The sequence below is a fragment of the Streptomyces caeruleatus genome (assembly GCF_001514235.1).
Taxonomy (GTDB): Bacteria; Actinomycetota; Actinomycetes; order Streptomycetales; family Streptomycetaceae; genus Streptomyces; species Streptomyces caeruleatus.
The window spans coordinates 260,249-279,272 of the sequence record NZ_KQ948929.1 but is presented as its reverse complement, the minus strand read 5'-3'; the positions used below and the strand labels follow the sequence as shown (position 1 = coordinate 279,272).

General features: G+C 72.9%; 17 protein-coding genes and 2 pseudogenes. 11 read left to right on the top strand and 8 right to left on the bottom strand.

What is annotated here, in order from left to right:
- The 3 genes from AQJ67_RS19565 (at position 1) to AQJ67_RS19555 (ending at position 2,593) form a co-directional block, all read left to right on the top strand.
- Positions 1-210, top strand: coding sequence for an MbtH family protein (locus AQJ67_RS19565; protein WP_062720282.1), 210 nt, complete (start codon positions 1-3; stop codon positions 208-210).
- Positions 211-242: 32 nt separating this feature from the next.
- On the top strand, positions 243-1,244 hold the full coding sequence (locus tag AQJ67_RS19560; protein ID WP_062720281.1) for a TauD/TfdA family dioxygenase: 1,002 nt from the start codon (positions 243-245) through the stop codon (positions 1,242-1,244).
- A 65-nt stretch (positions 1,245-1,309) separates the two neighbouring features.
- A complete protein-coding gene (locus AQJ67_RS19555; RefSeq protein ID WP_062720280.1) occupies positions 1,310-2,593 on the top strand; it encodes a diaminobutyrate--2-oxoglutarate transaminase in 1,284 nt (427 codons plus the stop codon).
- Between the two features lie 58 nt (positions 2,594-2,651).
- Here AQJ67_RS19555 and AQJ67_RS19550 read toward each other — a convergent pair whose 3' ends face one another.
- Together AQJ67_RS19550 and AQJ67_RS19545 are read right to left on the bottom strand one after the other, a co-directional pair.
- A complete protein-coding gene (locus AQJ67_RS19550; RefSeq protein ID WP_062720279.1) occupies positions 2,652-3,503 on the bottom strand; it encodes a phosphotransferase enzyme family protein in 852 nt (283 codons plus the stop codon).
- A gap of 61 nt (positions 3,504-3,564) precedes the next feature.
- The gene (locus AQJ67_RS19545; RefSeq protein WP_208615002.1) at positions 3,565-6,261 is read right to left on the bottom strand and encodes a SpoIIE family protein phosphatase; all 2,697 of its coding nucleotides are present in this window, start codon (positions 6,259-6,261) and stop codon (positions 3,565-3,567) included.
- Between the two features lie 111 nt (positions 6,262-6,372).
- Here AQJ67_RS19545 and AQJ67_RS19540 point away from each other — a divergent pair, with 111 nt between their 5' ends.
- Positions 6,373-7,509, top strand: a complete 1,137-nt coding sequence (locus AQJ67_RS19540; RefSeq protein WP_244190538.1) for a PP2C family protein-serine/threonine phosphatase — start codon at positions 6,373-6,375, stop codon at positions 7,507-7,509.
- A 166-nt stretch (positions 7,510-7,675) separates the two neighbouring features.
- On the opposite strand, the pseudogene AQJ67_RS46845 reads toward AQJ67_RS19540, so the two are convergent.
- A pseudogene (locus AQJ67_RS46845) lies at positions 7,676-7,780 on the bottom strand (DNA-binding response regulator); the annotation flags it as partial.
- Positions 7,781-8,202: 422 nt separating this feature from the next.
- On the opposite strand from AQJ67_RS46845, the pseudogene AQJ67_RS45325 reads away from it, so the two are divergent.
- Positions 8,203-8,437, top strand: a pseudogene (locus tag AQJ67_RS45325) (histidine kinase); the annotation flags it as partial.
- Here AQJ67_RS45325 and AQJ67_RS19535 read toward each other — a convergent pair.
- Complete coding sequence (locus AQJ67_RS19535) at positions 8,409-9,749, bottom strand: hypothetical protein (RefSeq protein ID WP_107122929.1); 1,341 nt, start codon at positions 9,747-9,749, stop codon at positions 8,409-8,411. The pseudogene AQJ67_RS45325 and the gene AQJ67_RS19535 sit on opposite strands and share 29 nt — an antisense overlap.
- Positions 9,750-9,863: 114 nt before the next feature.
- Between AQJ67_RS19535 and AQJ67_RS19530 the strand changes: the two genes are divergently transcribed.
- A complete protein-coding gene (locus tag AQJ67_RS19530; RefSeq protein ID WP_062720277.1) occupies positions 9,864-11,105 on the top strand; it encodes a molybdopterin-dependent oxidoreductase in 1,242 nt (413 codons plus the stop codon).
- Between the two features lie 316 nt (positions 11,106-11,421).
- On the opposite strand, the gene AQJ67_RS19525 is transcribed toward AQJ67_RS19530, so the two are convergent.
- Genes AQJ67_RS19525 through AQJ67_RS19515 form a run of 3 tightly spaced genes read right to left on the bottom strand, consistent with a single transcriptional unit; the run spans position 11,422 to position 13,561 of the window.
- A complete protein-coding gene (locus tag AQJ67_RS19525) occupies positions 11,422-12,186 on the bottom strand; it encodes a class I SAM-dependent methyltransferase (RefSeq protein WP_062720276.1) in 765 nt (254 codons plus the stop codon).
- The gene (locus AQJ67_RS19520; protein WP_062720275.1) at positions 12,183-12,869 is read right to left on the bottom strand and encodes a TIGR04282 family arsenosugar biosynthesis glycosyltransferase; all 687 of its coding nucleotides are present in this window, start codon (positions 12,867-12,869) and stop codon (positions 12,183-12,185) included. The genes AQJ67_RS19525 and AQJ67_RS19520 overlap by 4 nt, the downstream gene beginning before the upstream one ends.
- On the bottom strand, positions 12,866-13,561 hold the full coding sequence (locus AQJ67_RS19515) for a glycosyltransferase family 2 protein (protein ID WP_062720274.1): 696 nt from the start codon (positions 13,559-13,561) through the stop codon (positions 12,866-12,868). The genes AQJ67_RS19520 and AQJ67_RS19515 overlap by 4 nt, the downstream gene beginning before the upstream one ends.
- A gap of 123 nt (positions 13,562-13,684) precedes the next feature.
- Here AQJ67_RS19515 and AQJ67_RS19510 point away from each other — a divergent pair, with 123 nt between their 5' ends.
- Together AQJ67_RS19510 and AQJ67_RS19505 are read left to right on the top strand one after the other, a co-directional pair.
- Positions 13,685-14,431 carry a response regulator transcription factor gene (locus AQJ67_RS19510; protein WP_062720273.1) on the top strand — a complete coding sequence of 249 codons (747 nt, stop codon included), beginning with the start codon at positions 13,685-13,687 and terminating at the stop codon, positions 14,429-14,431.
- On the top strand, positions 14,424-15,536 hold the full coding sequence (locus tag AQJ67_RS19505; RefSeq protein ID WP_062720272.1) for a sensor histidine kinase: 1,113 nt from the start codon (positions 14,424-14,426) through the stop codon (positions 15,534-15,536). Before AQJ67_RS19510 ends, AQJ67_RS19505 begins: the two co-directional genes overlap by 8 nt.
- Before the next feature lie 23 nt (positions 15,537-15,559).
- On the opposite strand, the gene AQJ67_RS19500 is transcribed toward AQJ67_RS19505, so the two are convergent.
- Entirely contained in the window at positions 15,560-16,570 is a 1,011-nt protein-coding gene (locus tag AQJ67_RS19500; RefSeq protein WP_062720271.1) for an NAD-dependent epimerase/dehydratase family protein, read from the bottom strand.
- 171 nt (positions 16,571-16,741) lie between these two features.
- On the opposite strand from AQJ67_RS19500, the gene AQJ67_RS19495 reads away from it, so the two are divergent.
- The 3 genes from AQJ67_RS19495 to AQJ67_RS19485 all read left to right on the top strand — a co-directional run bounded on the left by AQJ67_RS19495 (position 16,742) and on the right by AQJ67_RS19485 (position 18,936).
- Entirely contained in the window at positions 16,742-17,440 is a 699-nt protein-coding gene (locus AQJ67_RS19495) for a HEAT repeat domain-containing protein (protein WP_062720270.1), read from the top strand.
- 3 nt (positions 17,441-17,443) lie between these two features.
- On the top strand, positions 17,444-18,451 hold the full coding sequence (locus AQJ67_RS19490) for a MerR family transcriptional regulator (RefSeq protein WP_062720269.1): 1,008 nt from the start codon (positions 17,444-17,446) through the stop codon (positions 18,449-18,451).
- Positions 18,452-18,555: 104 nt separating this feature from the next.
- Positions 18,556-18,936: a VOC family protein gene (locus AQJ67_RS19485; RefSeq protein WP_208615001.1), complete on the top strand. Its 381-nt coding sequence runs from the start codon at positions 18,556-18,558 to the stop codon at positions 18,934-18,936.
- Positions 18,937-19,024: the final 88 nt, after the last annotated feature.

Below are 19,024 nucleotides of genomic sequence, written 5' to 3'. Positions count from 1 at the left end.
ATGACCAATCCCTTCGAGAACCCCGACGGCACCTACCGGGTCCTGGCCAACGACGAGGGCCAGCACTCGCTGTGGCCCGACTTCACCGCCGTGCCCGCCGGCTGGACCACCGTCTTCGGCCCGGACAGCCGCACCGCCTGCCTGGAGTACGTCGAGCGCGAGTGGACCGACCTGCGCCCCAACAGCCTCGTCCGGGCGATGGGCGAGTGACGCGGACGCAGCGGAGAGAAGGGAACACGCACGTGAGCAGCGTCGACACGACGCAGGCACCGTACGCCCCGGCGAGCGCCGACGGCACGGTGCGGTACGGCGCCCCCACCCTGGCCCGGCTCGGCCATGTGGCGGCGGAACTGCTGGACCAGGCGGGCGACCGGGTCGACGACCCGGCATGGGTGGCGCTCGCCCGGCACGCCTGGGAGGACGTCCCCGCCGAAGTACGGCGCACCGTACGGGAGTTCCGCAGGCATTCCGGCCCCGACGGCGCCCTGGTCCTCAGGAGGCTCCCCATCGGAGCCGCGCACCTGCCGCCCACCCCCATGGTGAAGGGCTCGGTCCAGCACGGCCCGTCCCTGCCCGCGGCGACACTGCTGCTGTTCGCGGCCGGGCTCGGCGACCCGGCCGCGTTCGCGGCGGAGAAGTCCGGCGCCCTCGTCCAGGACGTCGTGCCGGTGCCCGGCCAGGAGACGGTCCAGGGCAACGTCGGCTCGGTCGAACTCACCTTCCACACCGAGAACGCCTTCCATCCCCACCGCCCCGACTACGTGATGCTGCTGTGCCTGCGCCCCGACCACGAGGGCACGGCCGAACTGCGCACCAGCTGCGCCCGACGCGTCCTGCCGCTGCTGACACCCGGCGCCCGGGAGGCGCTCAGCAGGCCGGAGTACGTCACCGAGGCGCCGCCGTCCTTCGGTCCGGCCGGTGACGGCACCGCGCACGCGGTGCTCACCGGCGACCCGGACGACCCCGACTGGTGCTTCGACGAGGCGGCCACCAAGGCCGTGACCCCCGAGGGGCGGGCGGCCCTCGCCGAACTCGCCGAGGTGGCGCACCGCACGTACACGGGGGTGCTGCTGCGCTCCGGCGACCTCGCCGTCGTCGACAACCGGGTCACCCTGCACGGCCGTTCGGCGTTCACCCCGCGCTACGACGGCCGCGACCGCTGGCTCCAGCGGACCTTCGCCTTCAGCGACCTGCGCCGTTCCCGCGACCACCGTCCCGGTGACGGAACGGTGCTGGTCAAGTGACACCTCAAGTGACGTCGGGCCGCGACGCGTTACGACAACCGTTGACATGAAAGGTACGTGCTGACATGACCGAGACCGACCGGACGCCCCTCGCGGTGTTCGAACGTCACGAGTCGAACGTACGCAGCTACTGCCGCGACTTCCCGGTGGTCTTCGAACGGGCCGCCGGACACCATCTGTGGGACACCTCCGGACGCCGTTATGTCGACCTGCTGTGCGGGGCCGGTTCGCTCAACTACGGCCACAACCCGCCCGAGATCGTCGAACGGGTCACGGCCTACCTCACGGCCGGCGGCCCCGTGCAGTCGCTGGACCTGCACACCACGGCCAAGGCCGACTTCCTGGAGCGGTTCACCAGCCTCGTCCTTCAGCCGCGCGGCCTCGGCGACCACGTCGTCCAGTTCCCCGGACCGGCCGGAACCCTCGCCGTCGAGGCCGCGCTGAAGCTGGCCCGCAAGGTCACCGGGCGCACCGAGGTGATCGCCTTCACCGGAGGCTTCCACGGCGCGTCCCTCGGTGCCCTCGCCGCCACGACCTCCCCGCTGCTGCGCGGAGCGGCGGGCGTGCCCCTGACCGACGTCACGATCCTGCCGTACGGCGACGCGGCCGAGCCCGATCCGTTCGCCGCCCTGGAGGACGCCCTCGGCCCGGAGGCGACCACGCTCCCGCCCGCCGCGATCCTGCTGGAGACGGTCCAGGGCGAGGGCGGACTGCACGCCGCGCCTCGCGCGTGGCTGGCCCGGATCCGTGAACTCGCCGACGCCACCGGCGCGTTGGTCGTCGTGGACGACATCCAGGCGGGCTGCGGACGCACCGGCACCTTCTTCAGCTTCGAGGACGCCCCCGAACTCCGCCCCGACCTGGTCTGTCTGTCCAAGTCCCTCAGCGGAATGGGTCTGCCGATGGCGGCCCTGCTGATCCGGCCCGACCTCGACCACTGGGCTCCCGGCGAGCACAACGGCACCTTCCGCGGCCACAACCTCGCCTTCGTCGCGGGCTCCGCGGCCCTGGACCACTGGACCGACCCGCACTTCACCCACCACACCACCGAACTCGCCGCCGCGATCCGCCCTAGCCTCACGAGCATCACCGAGGCCCTCCCCGCAGGCGCCGCCCAGGTCGTCGGCAAGGGCGCGATGAGCGGCCTCCGGTTCGCCACCTCCGCCGCCGCCGAGCACGCCCGGCAGGCCTTGTTCCGCGCCGGTGTCATCGCCGAGACCTCGGGCCTGGGCCACGTCCTGAAACTCCTGCCGCCCCTGACGATGTCCCTCACCGAGTGGAAAGAGGTGGCGGACGTCGTGGGCGACAGCATCCTCACCTCGGCATCGGAGGTGGGCCGGCCCGCCTGAACCACACAGGGGCCTGACGCGGCCTGCCGGGTGACGGCCGCGTCAGGCTGCCTCGCAGTCAGCCATGGCTGTTCAGACCTTTGCGATCGAGTGCGGCCCGGATCCGGCCGAGCCATTCCGTGCCCAGCCGGCGCCCGTCCGGGAGTCGGTCGCCCCGGTCCCAGCGCCACGTCGTGATCATCGCCAGCACGAGGAGCCGGCAGTCGCGCAGCAGGTCCCGGTCGACGCCGGAACAATGCGCGCCGATCTCCTCGGGCGCGTGGGCGAGGTCGAATTCGACGGGCCCTCGGCAACACGTCTCGAGGTCGATGAACAGCGGCCCGTGCTCCGTGCTGATCAGGTTGCCCGGGTGCGGCTCGCCGTGCAGGAGTTGCTCGGCGCCACCGCGCTCGCCGACGGCTCGTTTCAGGCCGCGTAACGTGTCGCCGAGCAGTTCCCGGTCCGCGTCGGCGAGCGCGGGAGTCCGCCCGCGGTGGGCCACCAGCCGCTGCGCCTGTTCGACGCGATCCGTGAAGTGCTGCGTCGGGACATCGAGTTGGCGCATGCCGGCATGCAACCGGGCGAGCGCATCGGCGTAGTCGGCTGCTGAGATCTCTCCGGGTGCCACGGGCTCGTAGTAGGTCCACAGGGTGACCACGAACCCGTCGCGCTCATGGACACGTGGCTCGACCCGAGGATCGAGAGCGGCCACCGGGCACCCGGCCCCGACCAGCCGCTGGGCAAGGTCGACTTCGAACTGCGCGACCTGGTCCCCGACGGGTGCCACCCGGGCCAGCACGTCACAGGGCAGCAGACGCAGAGTGAGCTTGTTCGAGTCCTGCAGCAGGATCGCGTCGTCGACCCGCAGGCCGACCGACGACGCGGCGGACATGGCCGCGGCCACCGCTCGCGGCACCTCTGACACCTGCATCGTGCCGGGCCTCCCTCCCCTGAGCGCTGCCCCGACTCACCTTCGGTGCGACCCGGGCACCCTATCCGGGCACGGGCTGCTGGAGCGGCTCAGGAAGGGCCTGTTCGGCCCAGATGACCTTGCCCTGGGGGGTGTAGCGGGTGCCCCAGCGTTCGGCCATCTGGGAGACCAGGAACAGGCCTCGGCCGCCCTCGTCCGTCGTCGCGGCGTACCGCAGATGGGGTGAGGTGCTGCTGCCGTCGGCGACCTCGCAGATCAGGGTGCGGTCGCGGATCAGCCGTACGTGGATCGGAGCGGTGCCGTAGCGGATGGCGTTGGTGATGAGTTCGCTGAGGATGAGCTCCATGGTGAAGCCGAACTCCGAAAGACCCCACGCTTCGAGGTGCCGGGACACGGCGTCGCGCATGCCGGAGACGGCGGCCGGGTCCGGTGGTACGTCCCATTCGGCGATCCGGTCCTGCGGCAGCCCCCGGGTACGGGCGACGAGCAGGGCGACGTCGTCCTTCGGGCGCCGGGGGAGGAGACTGTCCAGTACATCCTGGCAGGTCTCCTCGGGTGGCCGGCCGGGATGGCCGGTGAGCGCCTCGCGCAGCAGTTCCATCCCCACGTCGAGGTCGCGTCTGCGGTCCTCGATGAGACCGTCGGTGTACAGGACGAGCTGGGTTCCCTCCGCGAGGCACACCTCCGCGGTCTGGAACGGCATGCCGCCGAGACCGAGGGGCGGACCGGCCGGCACGTCCGGGAAGGTGACGGTTCCGTCGGGCCGGACCAGCGCGGGCGCCAGATGCCCGGCACGCGCCACGACGTAGCGGCGCGTCACGGGGTCGTAGATCCCGTACAGGCAGGTGGCGCCCACGACGCCCGCCGCGCTCTCCGCCGTCTCCTTCTGGTCGATGCTCCCGACCAGGTCGTCCAGGTGGCTCAGCAGTTCGTCGGGCGGCAGATCGAGGGCGGAGAAGTTGTGCACGGCGGTCCGCAGCCGGCCCATCGTCGCGGCGGCATGCAGACCGTGACCGACCACATCGCCGACGGCCAGTGCCACCCGGCTCCCCGGCAGGGGGATCACGTCGAACCAGTCCCCGCCGACACCCGACTGGGCGGGCAGGTACCGGTAGGCGATGTCGAGGGCGTTCTGCGCGGGCATGGCCTGCGGCAGCAGGCTGCGCTGGAGGGTGACCGCCAGGGTGTGCTCGCGGGTGTAGCGGCGGGCGTTGTCGATGCTGATCGCGGCCCGGGCCACCAGCTCCTCCGCCAACGACAGATCCTCCTCGTTGAAACGCTCGTGCTGTCGGGCCCGCCAGAAGTTGGCCATGCCCAGCACGACGCCCCGGGCCTGGATGGGCGCGGTGATCAGCGAATGGATGCCGTAGTCGATGATCGCCTTGGCGCGCTCCGGGTCCTGCACGCGCCAGCTCGTGGCGGACGGCAGGTCGCTCACCAGCTGGGAGCTGCCGCTGCCGTAGCCGCGTGCCTGGGGGGTGGAGGGCAGATAGTCGAAGAGCCGGCCCTGTGCGGAGAGCGGATGCTCGTCATGGATGCCGTACACGGCCGCGCGGCGCATGTCCGTCGCCGTGGGGGCCGGCTCCTCGCCGTGCAGGACGGCGTCGGCAAGGTCCACGGTGACGAAGTCCGCGAAGCGGGGCACGGGGACCTGCGCCAACTCGCCGGCGGTACGCAGCACGTCCAGGGTGGTGCCGATGTGCAGCCCCGCGTCGTACAGCAGCCGGAGCCGCTCCCGTGCCACCTCCGCCCTGCCGGTCACCGCCTGGAGCTCGGTGGAGTCGCGCAGCGTCACCACCGTTCCCCTGGGGTCGCCCTCGCGGTCCGTGGGCCGCTGGTTGATCGCGAGCAACCGCTCTCCCGCGAGGTGCACCTCGTCGGTGGCCTCGCGCCCGGAGGTCAGCAGTTCCTTCGTGCCGGGATCGAGGCCCGGCAGTTCCGAGGCGTGCCGCCCCTCGACGTCCGGGGGCAGCTCCAGCAGCCGTCTGGCCTCGTCGTTCGCCAGGATCAGCCGCCCGTCGGCGGCCACGATCAGCACCCCTTCCCGGACGGAGTGGAGCACCGTGTCGTGGTGCTCGTACATCAGGCTCATCTCGGCCGGGGCCAGACTGTGCGTCTGCCGGCGCAGCCGCCTGCCCACCAGGGCCGTCACCCCGGTGGACAGCACCAGCGCTCCGGCCCCGGCGCCCAGGATGATCGGCAGTTGCCGGGTCAGCTGGCTCTCGACGTTCTTGACCTTCATCCCGGCCGAGACGAGGCCCACCACCTCGCTGTCGGCGTTCTCGATCGGGACCGTGGCCTGCACCTCACGGCCGAGCGGGCCGTTGACGCTCTCCACGTAGGTCCTGCCCTCCAGCGACGGCCCGATCTCGCCCACGAACCGCTTTCCGATGCGGTCCGGCAAGGGGTGCGTGTACCGGATGCCCTCGGTGTCCATGACCACGATGAAGTCGACGCCGGCGGCCTTGCGCGCGGCCTCCGTGAGCGGCTGGAGGATCTTGCTCGGATCCGGGGCCTGCAGTGCCGCGACGACGCCCGGTGCGTGCGCGAACGTCTGCGCCACGGCTGTGGAGCGGCGCCTGGCCTCGGCGCTGGTGTCGCGTTCCGACTGGAGGATGAGAGCGAAGACGCCACAGGCGACGAGCAGCACGACCAGGGCCACCTGGAAGATCAACACCTGCCCGGCCACGCTCCGCGTGCCCTTGCTGAGCAGGCGCTTCACCGAGAGGTGCGGAAAACGGGCGAAACGGTTCGCCATGCGACCTTTTTAACACCGGTGATCCCAAGTGGCCAGGCCCGCGCCCTCGATCTCGGCTCCGGAGACCGGTGCGTGATTTCCCCGCGCCCGATGTCCGCTTGGGTCGATATGATGCATTTTGTGATCAAGCCTGGGTGGCTGTGGCGCCGTCGTCCTGCCTACGGCGGCCGATGGGACGCTGCCCGGCTGGCACCCGTGGTCCTGACCGTCCTCATCGTCGGCCTGGCGGCCTCGACGCCCAGGGAGATCGCCTTCAGCCGCCTCCTGCCCGCCGCGCCCGCCCTTGCCGCCGCGATGTGGCCGGTGTTCCCCACGGTCCTGCTGGGGGCGTTCTGCTTCCTGTTCATGATCGTCCTGAGTCTCTTCCACACCGACCTGGGGACGCAGTACACGTCCGCCGCGATCATCGCGGTCACCCTGGCGGCCGCGTACGGCAGCCATGTCCGGCTTCAGCGGGAGGAGATCCTCTTCCAGGTCCGACTCGTCGCCGACGCGGCCCAGAAGGTGCTGCTGCGCCCGCTGCCGCGCCGCATCGAGGACGTCGAGATCGAGTCCCTCTACCTGGCGGCCCAGGAACAGGCCCGGATCGGCGGCGACTTCTACGAGGCGATCGGCACTCCGCACGGCGTCCGGCTGCTCATAGGCGACGTACGGGGCAAGGGGCTGTCCGCGGTCGGGGCCGCCTCCGCGGTGATCAGCTGCTTCAGGGAGGCCGCGTACGACGAACCCGACCTGCAGGGCATCATCCACCGGCTGGAGACCACCATCACGCGCCACAGCGACGCGTTTCCCACCCAGGACCAGCCCGAGCACTTCGCCACCGCCCTCCTCGCCGAGATCCCGCACGGCGGCGGCCACATACGACTCCTCAACTGCGGGCACCCCCCGCCACTGATCGCCCACTGCGGGAAGGTCCGCCTCGTCGAGCCCAGCACCCCCTCCCCGCCCCTCAACCTCGCGGCACTCATCGGTGACCGCTACTGGGTCGACATGGTCTCCTTCACCCCGGGCGACCAGCTCCTGCTCTACACGGACGGCGTCTCGGAGACCCGCGACCACTCGGGCCAGTTCTTCCCCCTGCCCGACTGGATGCGCCGCCAGGGCGCGGAACAGCCCCGCGAGCTCCTCGACCGCCTGCACCGGGATCTGCTCCGGCACAGCGGCGGAAGACTCGACGACGACATCGCCGCGCTCGCGCTGAGGTGCGCGGGGGCGCAGGACCGGGGAGCGGTCGGGGCCGAGGGCTGACCTCCCGTGCCGCCGGTGTCCGCTCACCTGGATGAGGTCAACCGGGCTGAAGTCGGTGGCCGGCACGGGAACCCCTCGCGTGCGAGGAACAGCGTGTCACGACCGTGCCCGGCACCAGTGCTCACGCTGGACGTCGGCCGGCTCCCGCTCGGAGTGCGACACGCACTCACCCCGCGGGGCGCCCGCCGCTGTCCGGCCGCTCCAGATGGGAGGCCAGGACCGCGGCCCGGACCCGGCGCTGGACGCCCGGCTTGGCCGGCAGACGGGAGATGACGATGTCCCCGCTGTCCAGGACGTGGTTGACCGGGCGCACGGGGTACCTTGCCCGATGCCGACCGCTCGGACCGCAGACGGCCCGCTGACGGACGGAGCGACACCGCGGGGGATCGGTGCCGCTCCTGCCTCCACTGTCCCTCGCGCGGAGGTCGACGCCAAGCGCCGACGGTCCCCGGTCCCGGCCCGGACGGCCTCAGCGGCTGTCGCTGCCCTCGGCCCCGGTCTCCGCCCCGTGCCGTCGCGTGGCACCGGCCGGTAGCGTGAAGGGACCGGAGCGGCCGGTGTCGGACCGCCCACGGGGCCGGAGGAGACGCAGGTGGGAAGCGCCGAGGAGCCTCCAGAAGCCCGCGTACGGCTGCCGCAGCTGAGGCTGGACGAGCTGCTGGAGGAGCTCCAGGCCCGGCTGGACGCGGCCCGCGGCACCCGCGAGGCGCCGACGTCGCCCTCACGGCCAACGCATACCAGGTGCGCCTCACGGTCACCGACACGGCGTCGGCATCCCGGCCGACGGCCGCCGCAGCGGGCTGCGCAACATGGCGGAGCGGGCGCGGCAGCGGGCGGGGAGCTGGAGCTGAGCAGGCCGGACGACGGGGGCACCACGCTGGTGTGGTGGGCGCCGCTCGTCACCAACCGGTCAGCAGCAGATGGTTGAGGAGCAGCGCGAGCAGGGCCTGGGCGGCGAGCCATGCCCGGGGGCGGGTGAGGAACGCGCACGCGGGTAGCAGCCACACGGTGAAGGGCAGCCAGATCCGTTCCGTCTCCGCCTTGCTCATGCCGGACAGATCGGCGACCAGCAGGGCGAGCAGGGCGGCGGACACGAGGAGAGCGAGGCGGGCCGCGGCGGTCCGGCCGGGGCCGCCGGCACGCGGACGGACGAGCACCGCACCGGTTCGCCGCAGCCCCGCAGCCGTCGCCAGGCCCGTGATGAGCACGGCGCACGCCAGGTTGGCCCACACCCAGTAGCCGTAGGGACGGATGCCGCCCACGCCCTGGTGGTAGCGCGTCACCAGGAGGCGGTACGCCTCCCACCAGTCGAACCCGGCGATCGTGAACAGCGCCGGGACGACGGCCAGTCCGGCGAACAGCGCCACCAGCAGCACCGGCCGCTGCCGGATCCCGTGCCGGCCGAGCCACAGCGCCGCCGCCCCGATCAGCGCGACGAGCGTGAGGCCGTACGACAGATAGCAGCCCAGGCCGAACAGCAGACCGGACGCCCCGGCCCACCACAAGGACCGTCCGGTCACCGCCAGTGCCAGCAGTGCCACCGCCCACGCCGCCACCGCCGCGAAGTACGCGTCGGCCGAGGTTCCCGTCCACACGGCGGCCGGCGCCAGCACGAGAAAGGGGGCCGCCCCGCGCGCGAGCGCCTCGTCGGCCAGGGCGCGGATCGTGACCAGCACGGCCACACAGGCCGTCGCCCCGCCAGCGATGCACCACAGCCCGGCCCAGCCCCCGCCGCCCAGCCCGATCCGGTCGAGCAGGACGAAGGTGAGCGGGGCGGCGGGCGGGTGACCGGCGACGTGGGCGGGCCAGTGGTCGGGCGAGCCGAGCAGGATGTGCTCGGTGAAGCCGCGCAGGGTGGCCGGGATGTCGTCGAAGCGGTCGATCACCTGGAGGTACTCGTGGCGGGTGGTGAGCCGGCCGGCGATGCCGCGGTGCCATCCGTCGACCAGGGCGAGGGAGAGGATCCACGCCAGGGCCGTGGCCCAGGCCAGCGGGAGCAGACTCCGCCAGCGCAGACGAGCCGCGAGGGTGGGCCCGTACGCCACCGTGCCGATCGCCACGGCGACGGCCGCCGGAGTGCCCGGGCCCATATGGGGGTACCAAGTCGCCAGCAGCGGCGGCCAGTTGACGAACAACGTGTGACTGGTCGCCTGAATGCGGCGTCCGAGCAGCACGGCTGCCGTCACCAGGAGCATGGCGGCCACGGAGGCGTACAGGTCACGGCGTGAGGAGCGGGTCACGCCCGGAACGTTAGGCCGACGGGGCGGGCGCGGACCGCCGTCCGGGCCGGACGTCAGCGTTTCGTCATCGTTCACGCACCCGCTCCCGGGGTGGCCGGGGCCTACGGTCGGGCCATGCGAGACGATCCACGCGATCCGCGGTTCCCCTCCTCACCCGGCTTCTGGCGCAGCCCGCTGCGCGGCCCCTGGTTCACCTCGGTGCTGGGCCTGGTCCTGCTCGTCGGCATCACCGTGCTGTTCGTGACGGGCCTGGTCTCGTACGCCGCCTACAACCCGGGCCTGTCGCCGGTGAACGACAAGACCCCGGACAAGGGGATCCTCGGCTTCTACCTGTTCGCCTGGCCCACGAACCCGCACTGGCTGTACCGGCTCAACCAGGGCGTCCACGTCACCCTCGGCGTCAGCCTGATCCCCGTCCTGCTCGCCAAGCTGTGGTCCGTCGTACCGAGGCTGTTCGCCCTGCCCCCGGCCCGCTCGCTCGCGCACGCCCTGGAGCGGATCTCCCTGCTGCTCCTGGTCGGCGGCGCGCTGTTCGAGTTCGTGACCGGAGTGCTCAACGTCCAGCTCGACTACGTCTTCCCCGGCTCCTTCTACCCCCTGCACTTCTACGGCGCCTGGGTGTTCTTCGCCGCCTTCGTCGCCCACGCGGCGCTGAAGATGCCGATCGCGCTGCGCAATCTGCGGCACCTGCGGGAGGAGGGGAACGACCTGGTGTCACCGCGCCCCGCCGACCCGACCGTCTCCCGGCGCGGCGCCCTGTGGTTCGTCGGGGGCGGCTCGCTGCTGCTGTTCGCCACCACGGCGGGGCAGAACTTCGACGGCCCGCTGCGGCGCACCGCGCTCCTCGCACCGCACGGCGGCCGTGAACCCGGCAGCGGGCCGAACGGCTTCCAGATCAACAAGACCGCCGCGTACGCCGGCATCGACGCGGCGGAGACGGGCCCGGACACCTGGCAGCTCGTGGTGGCCGGGCGCACCGGGACGGTCCGCCTGAGCCGCTCCCAACTCCTCGAACTCCCCCTGCACAGCTCGGCGTTGCCCATCGCCTGCGTCGAGGGCTGGTCGACGTCGGACCAGTGGTGGCGCGGGGTACGGCTGCGTGACCTCGCGGCGCTCGTCGGGTACGACGACGACCCGCCCGACCTGTTCGTCGAGTCCCTCCAGCGGCGCGGCGCCTTCCGGAAAGCCGCCCTGCGCGCCAACCAGGTGGCCGACCCGCGCTCCCTGCTCGCCCTGTACGTCAACGGCGAGGAGCTGTCCCCCGACCACGGCTACCCGGCGCGGATCATCGTGCCCGCCGCACCCGGTGTGCTCAACACCAAGTGGGTGGCCCGGATGACCTTCGGAGACCTGTGATGCGCCGACCGCCGATCCCTCTCGGAAGCCCCTTCCAACTCCTGCTGCTCGCCGGCTCGTTCGCACTCGCCGCCTACGCCGGGGTGCGGCTGCTCGCGGACGACTGGTTCGGCGTGGCGCTGTGGTTCGTGGGCGCGGCGCTGCTGCACGACCTCGTGCTGCTGCCGTTGTACGCGGCCCTGGACCGGGCGGCCGTACGAGGGCTCGGCGCGGTCCGGCGCCGGGACTGGGTACCGTACGTGCGCGTACCGGCGGCCCTGTCCGGGCTGCTCCTGCTCGTGTGGTTCCCGCTGATCAGCGGCATGGTGGAGCGGCGCTACCGGTCCGCCACGGGGCTGCCGGCGGACATGTTCCTCGCCCGCTGGCTGCTGATCACCGCCGTTCTCTTCGGTGCCTCGGCGCTGCTGCTGGCGGTGCGACTGCGGCGGCTGCGCAGGGCGGCGAAGCACCGTCCGCCCGTCGTCCACTGACCGACCGGCTCCCAGCCCCGGGCGTACCGGAGCAACGCCCGGGTGCCGAGTCGGGCCCAGGGGAAGTGGGCGTCGGCCTCGCCGGTGGCGGTGGGGCCGACGACCTGCACCTGGGCGCGTTCGTCGACGTCCACGAGGGCGGTCTCGGCGATGAGCAGGCCGCCGGGGCGCAGGAGCACGGCCACCCGGTCCAGCAGGGCGCGCGGGTCGCCGCCGATGCCGATGTTGCCGTCCATGAGCAGGACGGTGGCCCAGCGGCCTTCGCCGGGCAGCGGCTCGAAGACCGAGCGCCGCAGCGCCGGGCCCCCGAGGCGCACGGTGCGGTCGACGGCGGCCGCGCTGACGTCGATGCCGAGAACGGCCCGGCCCCGGGCGGCGAGTTCGGCGACCAGCCGGCCCGGCCCGCACCCCACGTCCAGCACGGTGCCCTCGCACCGGTCCAGCACCTCCCGGTCGACCGCGTCGGCCCGGGCGCACCAGCGCTCCACCTCCAGCGGCAGCAGCCAGCCGTCGGCACGGCGCAGGAACAGCGGGCCGTGACCGCGGCGCAGGGCGGCCGCGTAGGGGTCGGCGGTCGCCCAGGCGGCAGCGGTGGCGGGCACGGTGCTCATCGAGGGCCGGCCGGGGGTGTGGTCGGCCGCGTGGCCGGCCCGGCATCCCGAGGGGAGTCGGGTGGCACGAGCGCCATGCACCGGGCCAGGCGCACCGCGAAGCGGCTGTGCGGGGCCAGCGCGGCCACGGCGTGGGCGTCGGCGGCGGTGTCGACGTCGCGCAGCCGCGGCAGGTCGCGCACCCGCAGCCCCGCGCGGACCAGCCGATCGCGCTGCAGGGCGCCCGTCACGGCGGTCGACATGGGCACGCCCCGCAGCAGACCGGGGTCGGGATCGGCCAGTCCGAGGGCCCAGAAGCCGCCGTCCTCGGCCGGGCCGAACCAGGCGTCGCAGTCGGCGAAGTCGACGTCGAGCAGGCCGGGTGTCACCTGCGGGGTGTCCATCCCGACGAGCAGCGCCGGACCGGCACAGCGTGCGAAGGCGTCCGCCAGGCGCTCGTCCAGGCCGCCCGCGCACTGCGGTACGACGTCGAAGCCGGGCGGCAGCCAAGGGCCGGGCGCCCCGGCGAGGACGAGGACCCGGCGGGCGGCGGGCACGGCCGCCACCGCGTGCAGCGTGTCGGCGAGGGCCGCCTCGGCCAGCCCGGCCGCCTCCTCGGGCGTGAACGGCGGGGTGAGCCGGGTCTTGACCCGGCCCGGTCGCGGCTCCTTGGCGATGACGAGCACCGTGGTCGACGCACTCAACGGACGGTTCCTCCCCCATGCGCGGGCGTCTCGCCCAGCACGCGACTCATGTCCCGTACGGCCTGCCACGTGCCCCGCCAGGTGCCCGTCACCTTCGAGGCCCCGGAGCGCGGCAGATACGGCACGTCGTGCTCCGCGATCCGCCAGCCGGCGTCGGCGGCGCGCACCACCATCTGGAGCGGATAGCCGCTGCGCCGGTCGGTCAGCCCGAGAGCGAGCAGCGGCTCCCGGCGGGCGGCGCGCAACGGACCGAGGTCGTGCAGGCGCAGTCCGGTGCGGCGGCGCAGCATCCGCGCGAGCGCGAGGTTGCCGACACGGGCGTGCGCGGGCCACGCGCCCCGCCCCTGCGGGCGCCGTCGCCCCAGCACCAGATCGGCGTCGCCGCCCCGCACTTCGCGCACGAACGGGACGAGCAGCGACGGGTCGAGGGAGGCGTCGCAGTCGCAGAAGCACACCACGTCGGCGGTGGCGGCCCGCAGCCCGGCGTCGCAGGCGGCGCCGAAGCCCCGGCGCGGCTCGTGCACGACGGTCGCGCCGAGCGCGTGGGCGAGGGAGGCCGAGCCGTCCGTGGAACCGTTGTCGACGACGAGTGCGCGCCAGCCCGGCGGGATCCGTTCGAGGACCCAGGGAAGGGCCTCGGCCTCGTTCAGGCAGGGCAGCACCACATCGACGTCGGAAGGTGTCGTCGTCACGGTTTCACCCTACGAACGCGAAGGGGACATACCGGACTCCCGCTCCTTACGAAACGCGGACGTCGAAGGCCGAGGTGACGGTCGGGCCCGGCATCGCGGGCGGCGCGGTGCAAGGCTGGGGGCATGCAGCAACAGCCGTACGAACCCGCGGGGGCGCGAGCTCGCGAAGAGGCCCCCCGGATCCTGGTCGTCGACGACGATCCGACCGTCGCCGAGGTCGTCGCCGGTTACCTGGACCGCGCCGGTTACGCCGTCGAGCGGGCCGACGACGGTCCGACCGCCCTCACCCGTGCCGCCGCGCACCGGCCGGACCTGGTCGTCCTCGACCTGATGCTGCCCGGCATGGACGGCCTGGAGGTGTGCCGCCGCATCCGCGGACACGGCCCCGTGCCGGTCATCATGCTCACCGCCCGCGGAGACGAGGACGACCGCATCCTCGGCCTGGAGGTCGGCGCCGACGACTACGTCACCAAACCCTTCAGTCCGCGCGAGCTGGTGCTGCGCGTGGAGTCGGTGCTCCGCCGCAGCCGCCCGGCCTCCGACACCGGGCACCGGCTGCGCGCCGCGGGCCTGGCCCTCGACCCGGCGGCCCGCCGGGCCACCAAGCACGGCGTCGAACTCGCCCTCACCCTCAGGGAGTTCGACCTGCTCTCCTTCTTCCTGCGGCATCCGGGGCGGGCGTTCGGTCGCGAGGACCTGATGCGCGAGGTGTGGGGCTGGGACTTCGGCGACCTGTCGACCGTCACGGTCCACGTCCGCCGCCTGCGCGGCAAGGTCGAGGACGACCCGGCCCGGCCCCGTCTGATCCAGACCGTGTGGGGCGTGGGCTACCGCTTCGAGCCCACGGGAGGGGAGGCCGATCATGCGTGACACCCTGCTCATCGCCCTGTACGCCTTCGCCGGCGCGGCCGCCACCGGTCTGACCGGAGCGGGCGTCCTACGGCTGATCCGGCGCCGCTCGCTCACCGCCTCCCTCACCGTGATCGCGGCGGTCGGCGTCGTCGCGATGCTCGCGGGCACACTGGCCGTCGCCTGGGCGATGTTCCTCTCCCCGCACGACCTGACCGTCGTCACGACCGTCGTCGCCATGGCGGCCGTCGTCTCCCTGGCCACGGCCCTGCTGCTGGGCCGCTGGGTCGTCGCCCGCAGCCACGAACTCGCCATAGCCGCACGCTCCTTCGGCGACGGCGGCGCGTTCACCGCCCCCGCCGAGCCGGCCACCGCCGAACTGGACACGCTCAGCCGCGAACTGGCCGCCACGAGCGCCAGGCTCGCCGAGTCCCGGGAGCGGGAACGCGCGCTGGAGACCTCCCGGCGGGAACTCGTCGCCTGGATCTCGCACGACCTGCGCACTCCGCTCGCCGGCCTGCGCGCCATGTCGGAGGCCCTGGAGGACGGCGTCGCCGCCGACCCCGACCGCTATCTGAAGCAGATGCGCACCGAGGTCGAACGCCTCAACGACATGGTCGGCGACCTCTTCGAACTCTCCCGCATCCACGCCGGCACGCTCCCCCTCACCCTCGCCCGGATCTCCCTGTACGACCTGGTCGGCGACGCGCTGGCGGGAGCCGACCCGCTCGCCCGGGAGCACGGGGTGCGGCTGGTGGGCGGCCGTGTCGAGCCGGTGCCGGTGGAGGTGGACGGCAAGGAGATGAGCCGGGTGCTGGGCAACCTCCTGGTCAACGCCATCCGCCGGACCCCGGCCGACGGCACGGTCGCCATCGCGGTGGAGCGTTCCCCCGAGGGCGTGGTGCTGTCGGTGACGGACGGCTGCGGCGGCATCCCGGAGGACGACCTGCCGCGCGTCTTCGACACCGGCTGGCGCGGCACACACGCCCGGACGCCCCCGGCCGGCGCGGGCCTGGGCCTCGCCATCGTCCGCGGGATCGTGGAGGCACACCGGGGCCGGGCCACCGTACGCAACATCCCCGGCGGCTGCCGCTTCGAGGTGGTGCTGCCCGCCGCCGCTTCCTGAACACGGGCAGCACCACCGGTCTATCAGGGGCTCTGGGCCCCGCGCATCCCCACATGCGCGAACTCCGTCATGCCCTCCTCGAAGCCGATCTCCGGCTTCCAGCCCAGAGCGTCCCGCAGCCGCGACGAGTCCGCCGTGATGTGCCGTACGTCCCCGAGCCGGTACTCACCGGTGACGACCGGATCGGGCCCGCCGTGGGCGACGGCCAGCGCCCGTGCCATCTCTCCGACGGTGTGCGGCTCACCGCTGCCGGTGTTGTACGCCGTGAGCGCACCCCGGGCGGCCGCCGCCTCCAACGCCACCGCGTTGGCCGCCGCCACGTCCCGCACATGCACGAAGTCCCGCCGCTGCCGCCCGTCCTCGAACACACGCGGTGCCTCGCCCCGGGCGAGCGCCGAACGGAAGAAGGAGGCGACACCGGCGTACGGGGTGTCGCGGGGCATTCCGGGGCCGTACACGTTGTGGTAGCGCAACGACACCGCCGATCCGTCGGTACAGCGGGCCCAGGCGGCGGCCAGGTGTTCCTGGGCGAGCTTGGTCGTCGCGTACACGTTCCGCGGATCGGCCGGGGCGTCCTCGCCGACCAGACCGGGGGAGAGGTCGTCCCCGCACACCGGGCACGTCGGCTCGAACCGGCCCGCGTCGAGGTCGGCGACGGCACGCGGTCCGGGCCGTACGACACCGTGCCGCGGGCACGCGTACCGCCCCTCCCCGTAGACGACCATCGACCCGGCCAGCACGAGACGCCGTACGCCCGCCTCCGCCATGGCGGCGAGCAGTACGGCGGTCCCCAGGTCGTTGCGCGAGACGTACTCGGCCGCGTCGGCGACCCCGTCGCCGAGCCCCACCATCGCGGCCTGATGGCACACGGCGTCCACGCCGCGCAGAGCGCGACCGACGGCGACCGCGTCCCGCACGTCGGCGCCTGGATCGACCCGCACATCGAACACGACAGGCTCGTGCCCGCGCACCGCCAGTGCCTCGACCACATGGGAGCCGATGAACCCGGCACCGCCGGTGACCAGTACACGCATACGCCCACGCTAGGTCCGTACGGGCGCCGCGCCCCCGTTCCACGCCCGTACGTCATGACTCCGTAAGGCATGCGAGGACGTTCGGACAGGCCGGGCCGTCATGGACGCCGGTTCTGTTTGACCTTGACACGGTGACAAGGCCTTCACTTGCCTGTCGAGGAGGTGGTCGAGATGACGATCACGGGACAGGACGCGGGCACGGGCACGGGCACGGCCGCGGGCGCGGTACGAGCGCTCCAGGAGTTGGAGGACGGCCGCTCGTCCGTACGGCTGCGGGCCGCACTCGCGGTCGGCACGAAACCCGACCCGCGCTTCGTCGACAAGCTCGTCGAACGATGCGCGATCGAGCCCGAGTTCTTCGTCCGGGACATGCTGACCTGGGCGCTCACCCGCCACCCGCTGTCCGTGACACTTCCGGCGCTGCTCCGCGAAGTCCACGCCGAGCGCGCGCAGGCACGCAGCCAGGCGCTGCACACGCTGTCCAAGATCGGGGACCCGCGGGCGTGGCCGGCGATCACACCGGCACTCCTGTCCGACGCCGACGACGAGGTCGCACGCAGCGCCTGGCGGGCCGCGGTCGTCCTCGTACCGGAAGGAGAGGAGCCCGCGCTGGCCACGGTCCTGGCGACCCAGCTCGGACGCGGTGGCCGGGAAACCCAGCTGAGCCTCAGCCGGGCACTGGTCGCCCTGGGCGAAGTGATCGCGCCGGCCCTGCACACCGCGACGACGACGGCGCCCGACCCACGCGCACGCGCGCACGCGCTCGCCACACAACGGCTGCTGCGCGACCCGGACACCGGATTCGAGTACGCGATCGAGGAGGCGAAGCGGGTCGTGGCCATGGGCGGGTCCGGCCAGGAGGGACAATAGGGCGTGTTGATCGGTGAGATGGCGCGACGGTCCGGGGTCAGTGCCCGCATGCTCCGGCATTACGAGTCGCTGGGGCTGGTGCGTCCTTCGGGCCGTACCGGCTCCGGCTACCGGGAGTATTCCGCGGCGGACATCCAGCGGATCTTCCACATCGAGAGCCTGCGGTCGCTGGGTCTGTCGCTGCGCGAGATCGGCCGCGCACTCGACGACCCCGGCTTCACCCCCTCCGCACTCGTCGGCGACCTCATCCGCCAGACCCGCGAACGCGTCGCCGCCGAGACCGAACTCCTCACCCGCCTACGCCGGATCGATGCCGCGGACCCCGCCGGCTGGGAGGACGTCCTCCAGGTCGTCGCACTCCTCCAGGCACTTCAGTCCCAGAGCGCCCACGCGCGCCAGCGGGCCGCCCTCTCCGCGGCCGACGATGTTCCGGTGCCGGTCGAGGCCCTGGTCGAGGCGGCACTGAACGAGAGCGAGCCGAACGTCGCCGGAGCCCTTCGATGGGCCCTGGCGCGGTCGGACGGCGGCGGTGGCGCGGATCTGCTGGCCGAGGCCCTCGGCTCACCGACGCCCGCGGTGCGCGAACGCGCCGTACAGGCCCTCGTCGAGATGCCGGACGGGGAGGCGAACGCGCACCTGCGGGACGCCCTCGCGCACCCCGACGCCGTGGTCCGCGGCTATGCGGCCGTGGCCCTCGGGACACGTGGCGCGGCCGACGCCGTCCCCGCACTCCTCGACATGATCGTGGCGGGAAGGAACGACACCGACGCGGCCGACGCACTCAGCCTGCTCGCGAGCGCCCCCGAGGCGGCGGACCAGCTCGCGAGCCGCCTCGTCGATCGCCTCGCCGACGACGCGACCGACGCACCTGCCCGCGGACGGCTGACCCAGGCCCTGGCCGGCATCCCGGGGGCGAGGGCGTCACATGCCCTGGTGGAGCTGTCGCACGACGGGGACCGCGCTGTCGCGGTGACCGCGACGTACCTTCTCCAGCTGCGGGAGGCACAATGACGCAGCCCCGTTCAACCTGCTGCCGGCCGGGGCAGAAGGCGAAGCATCCGGGAATACTCACCGACATGCGCGGACGACCCAGCCACGAACCCAGCACCCCTCGGATGTCCCGACACGACTGGTGGGGCATCGTGCTCGAAGCGCCCGATCCGCAAGCCCTGGCACGCTTCTACTCGGAGCTGTTGGGCTGGGAGATCGCCAAGGAAGACGCGGAGGGGGCGGCCATCGCACCGCCAGAGGGCGTGGCCTACATCGCCTTCCAACTCTCGGACGGATACGTCCCTCCCGTCTGGCCGGCCCAGGCAGGCGCTCAACGGATCACCATGCACCTCGACTTCGAGGTCGTGGATCTGCGAGAGGCCGTGGCGCACGCGCTCGAACTCGGCGCACGGGAGAGTGACCACCAGCCGCAGGACAACGTCAGAGTGCTGATCGACCCGGCCGGCCATCCCTTCTGCCTCTACCAGGAGGGCAGCAGTGACTAGCGCGCCCGCGCGACCTCCCGGCGACAGCAGCCGCACTCCATGAACTCCCTCCCCACGGCCTGGGGATTCCGTACGATCCCCGCAAGGA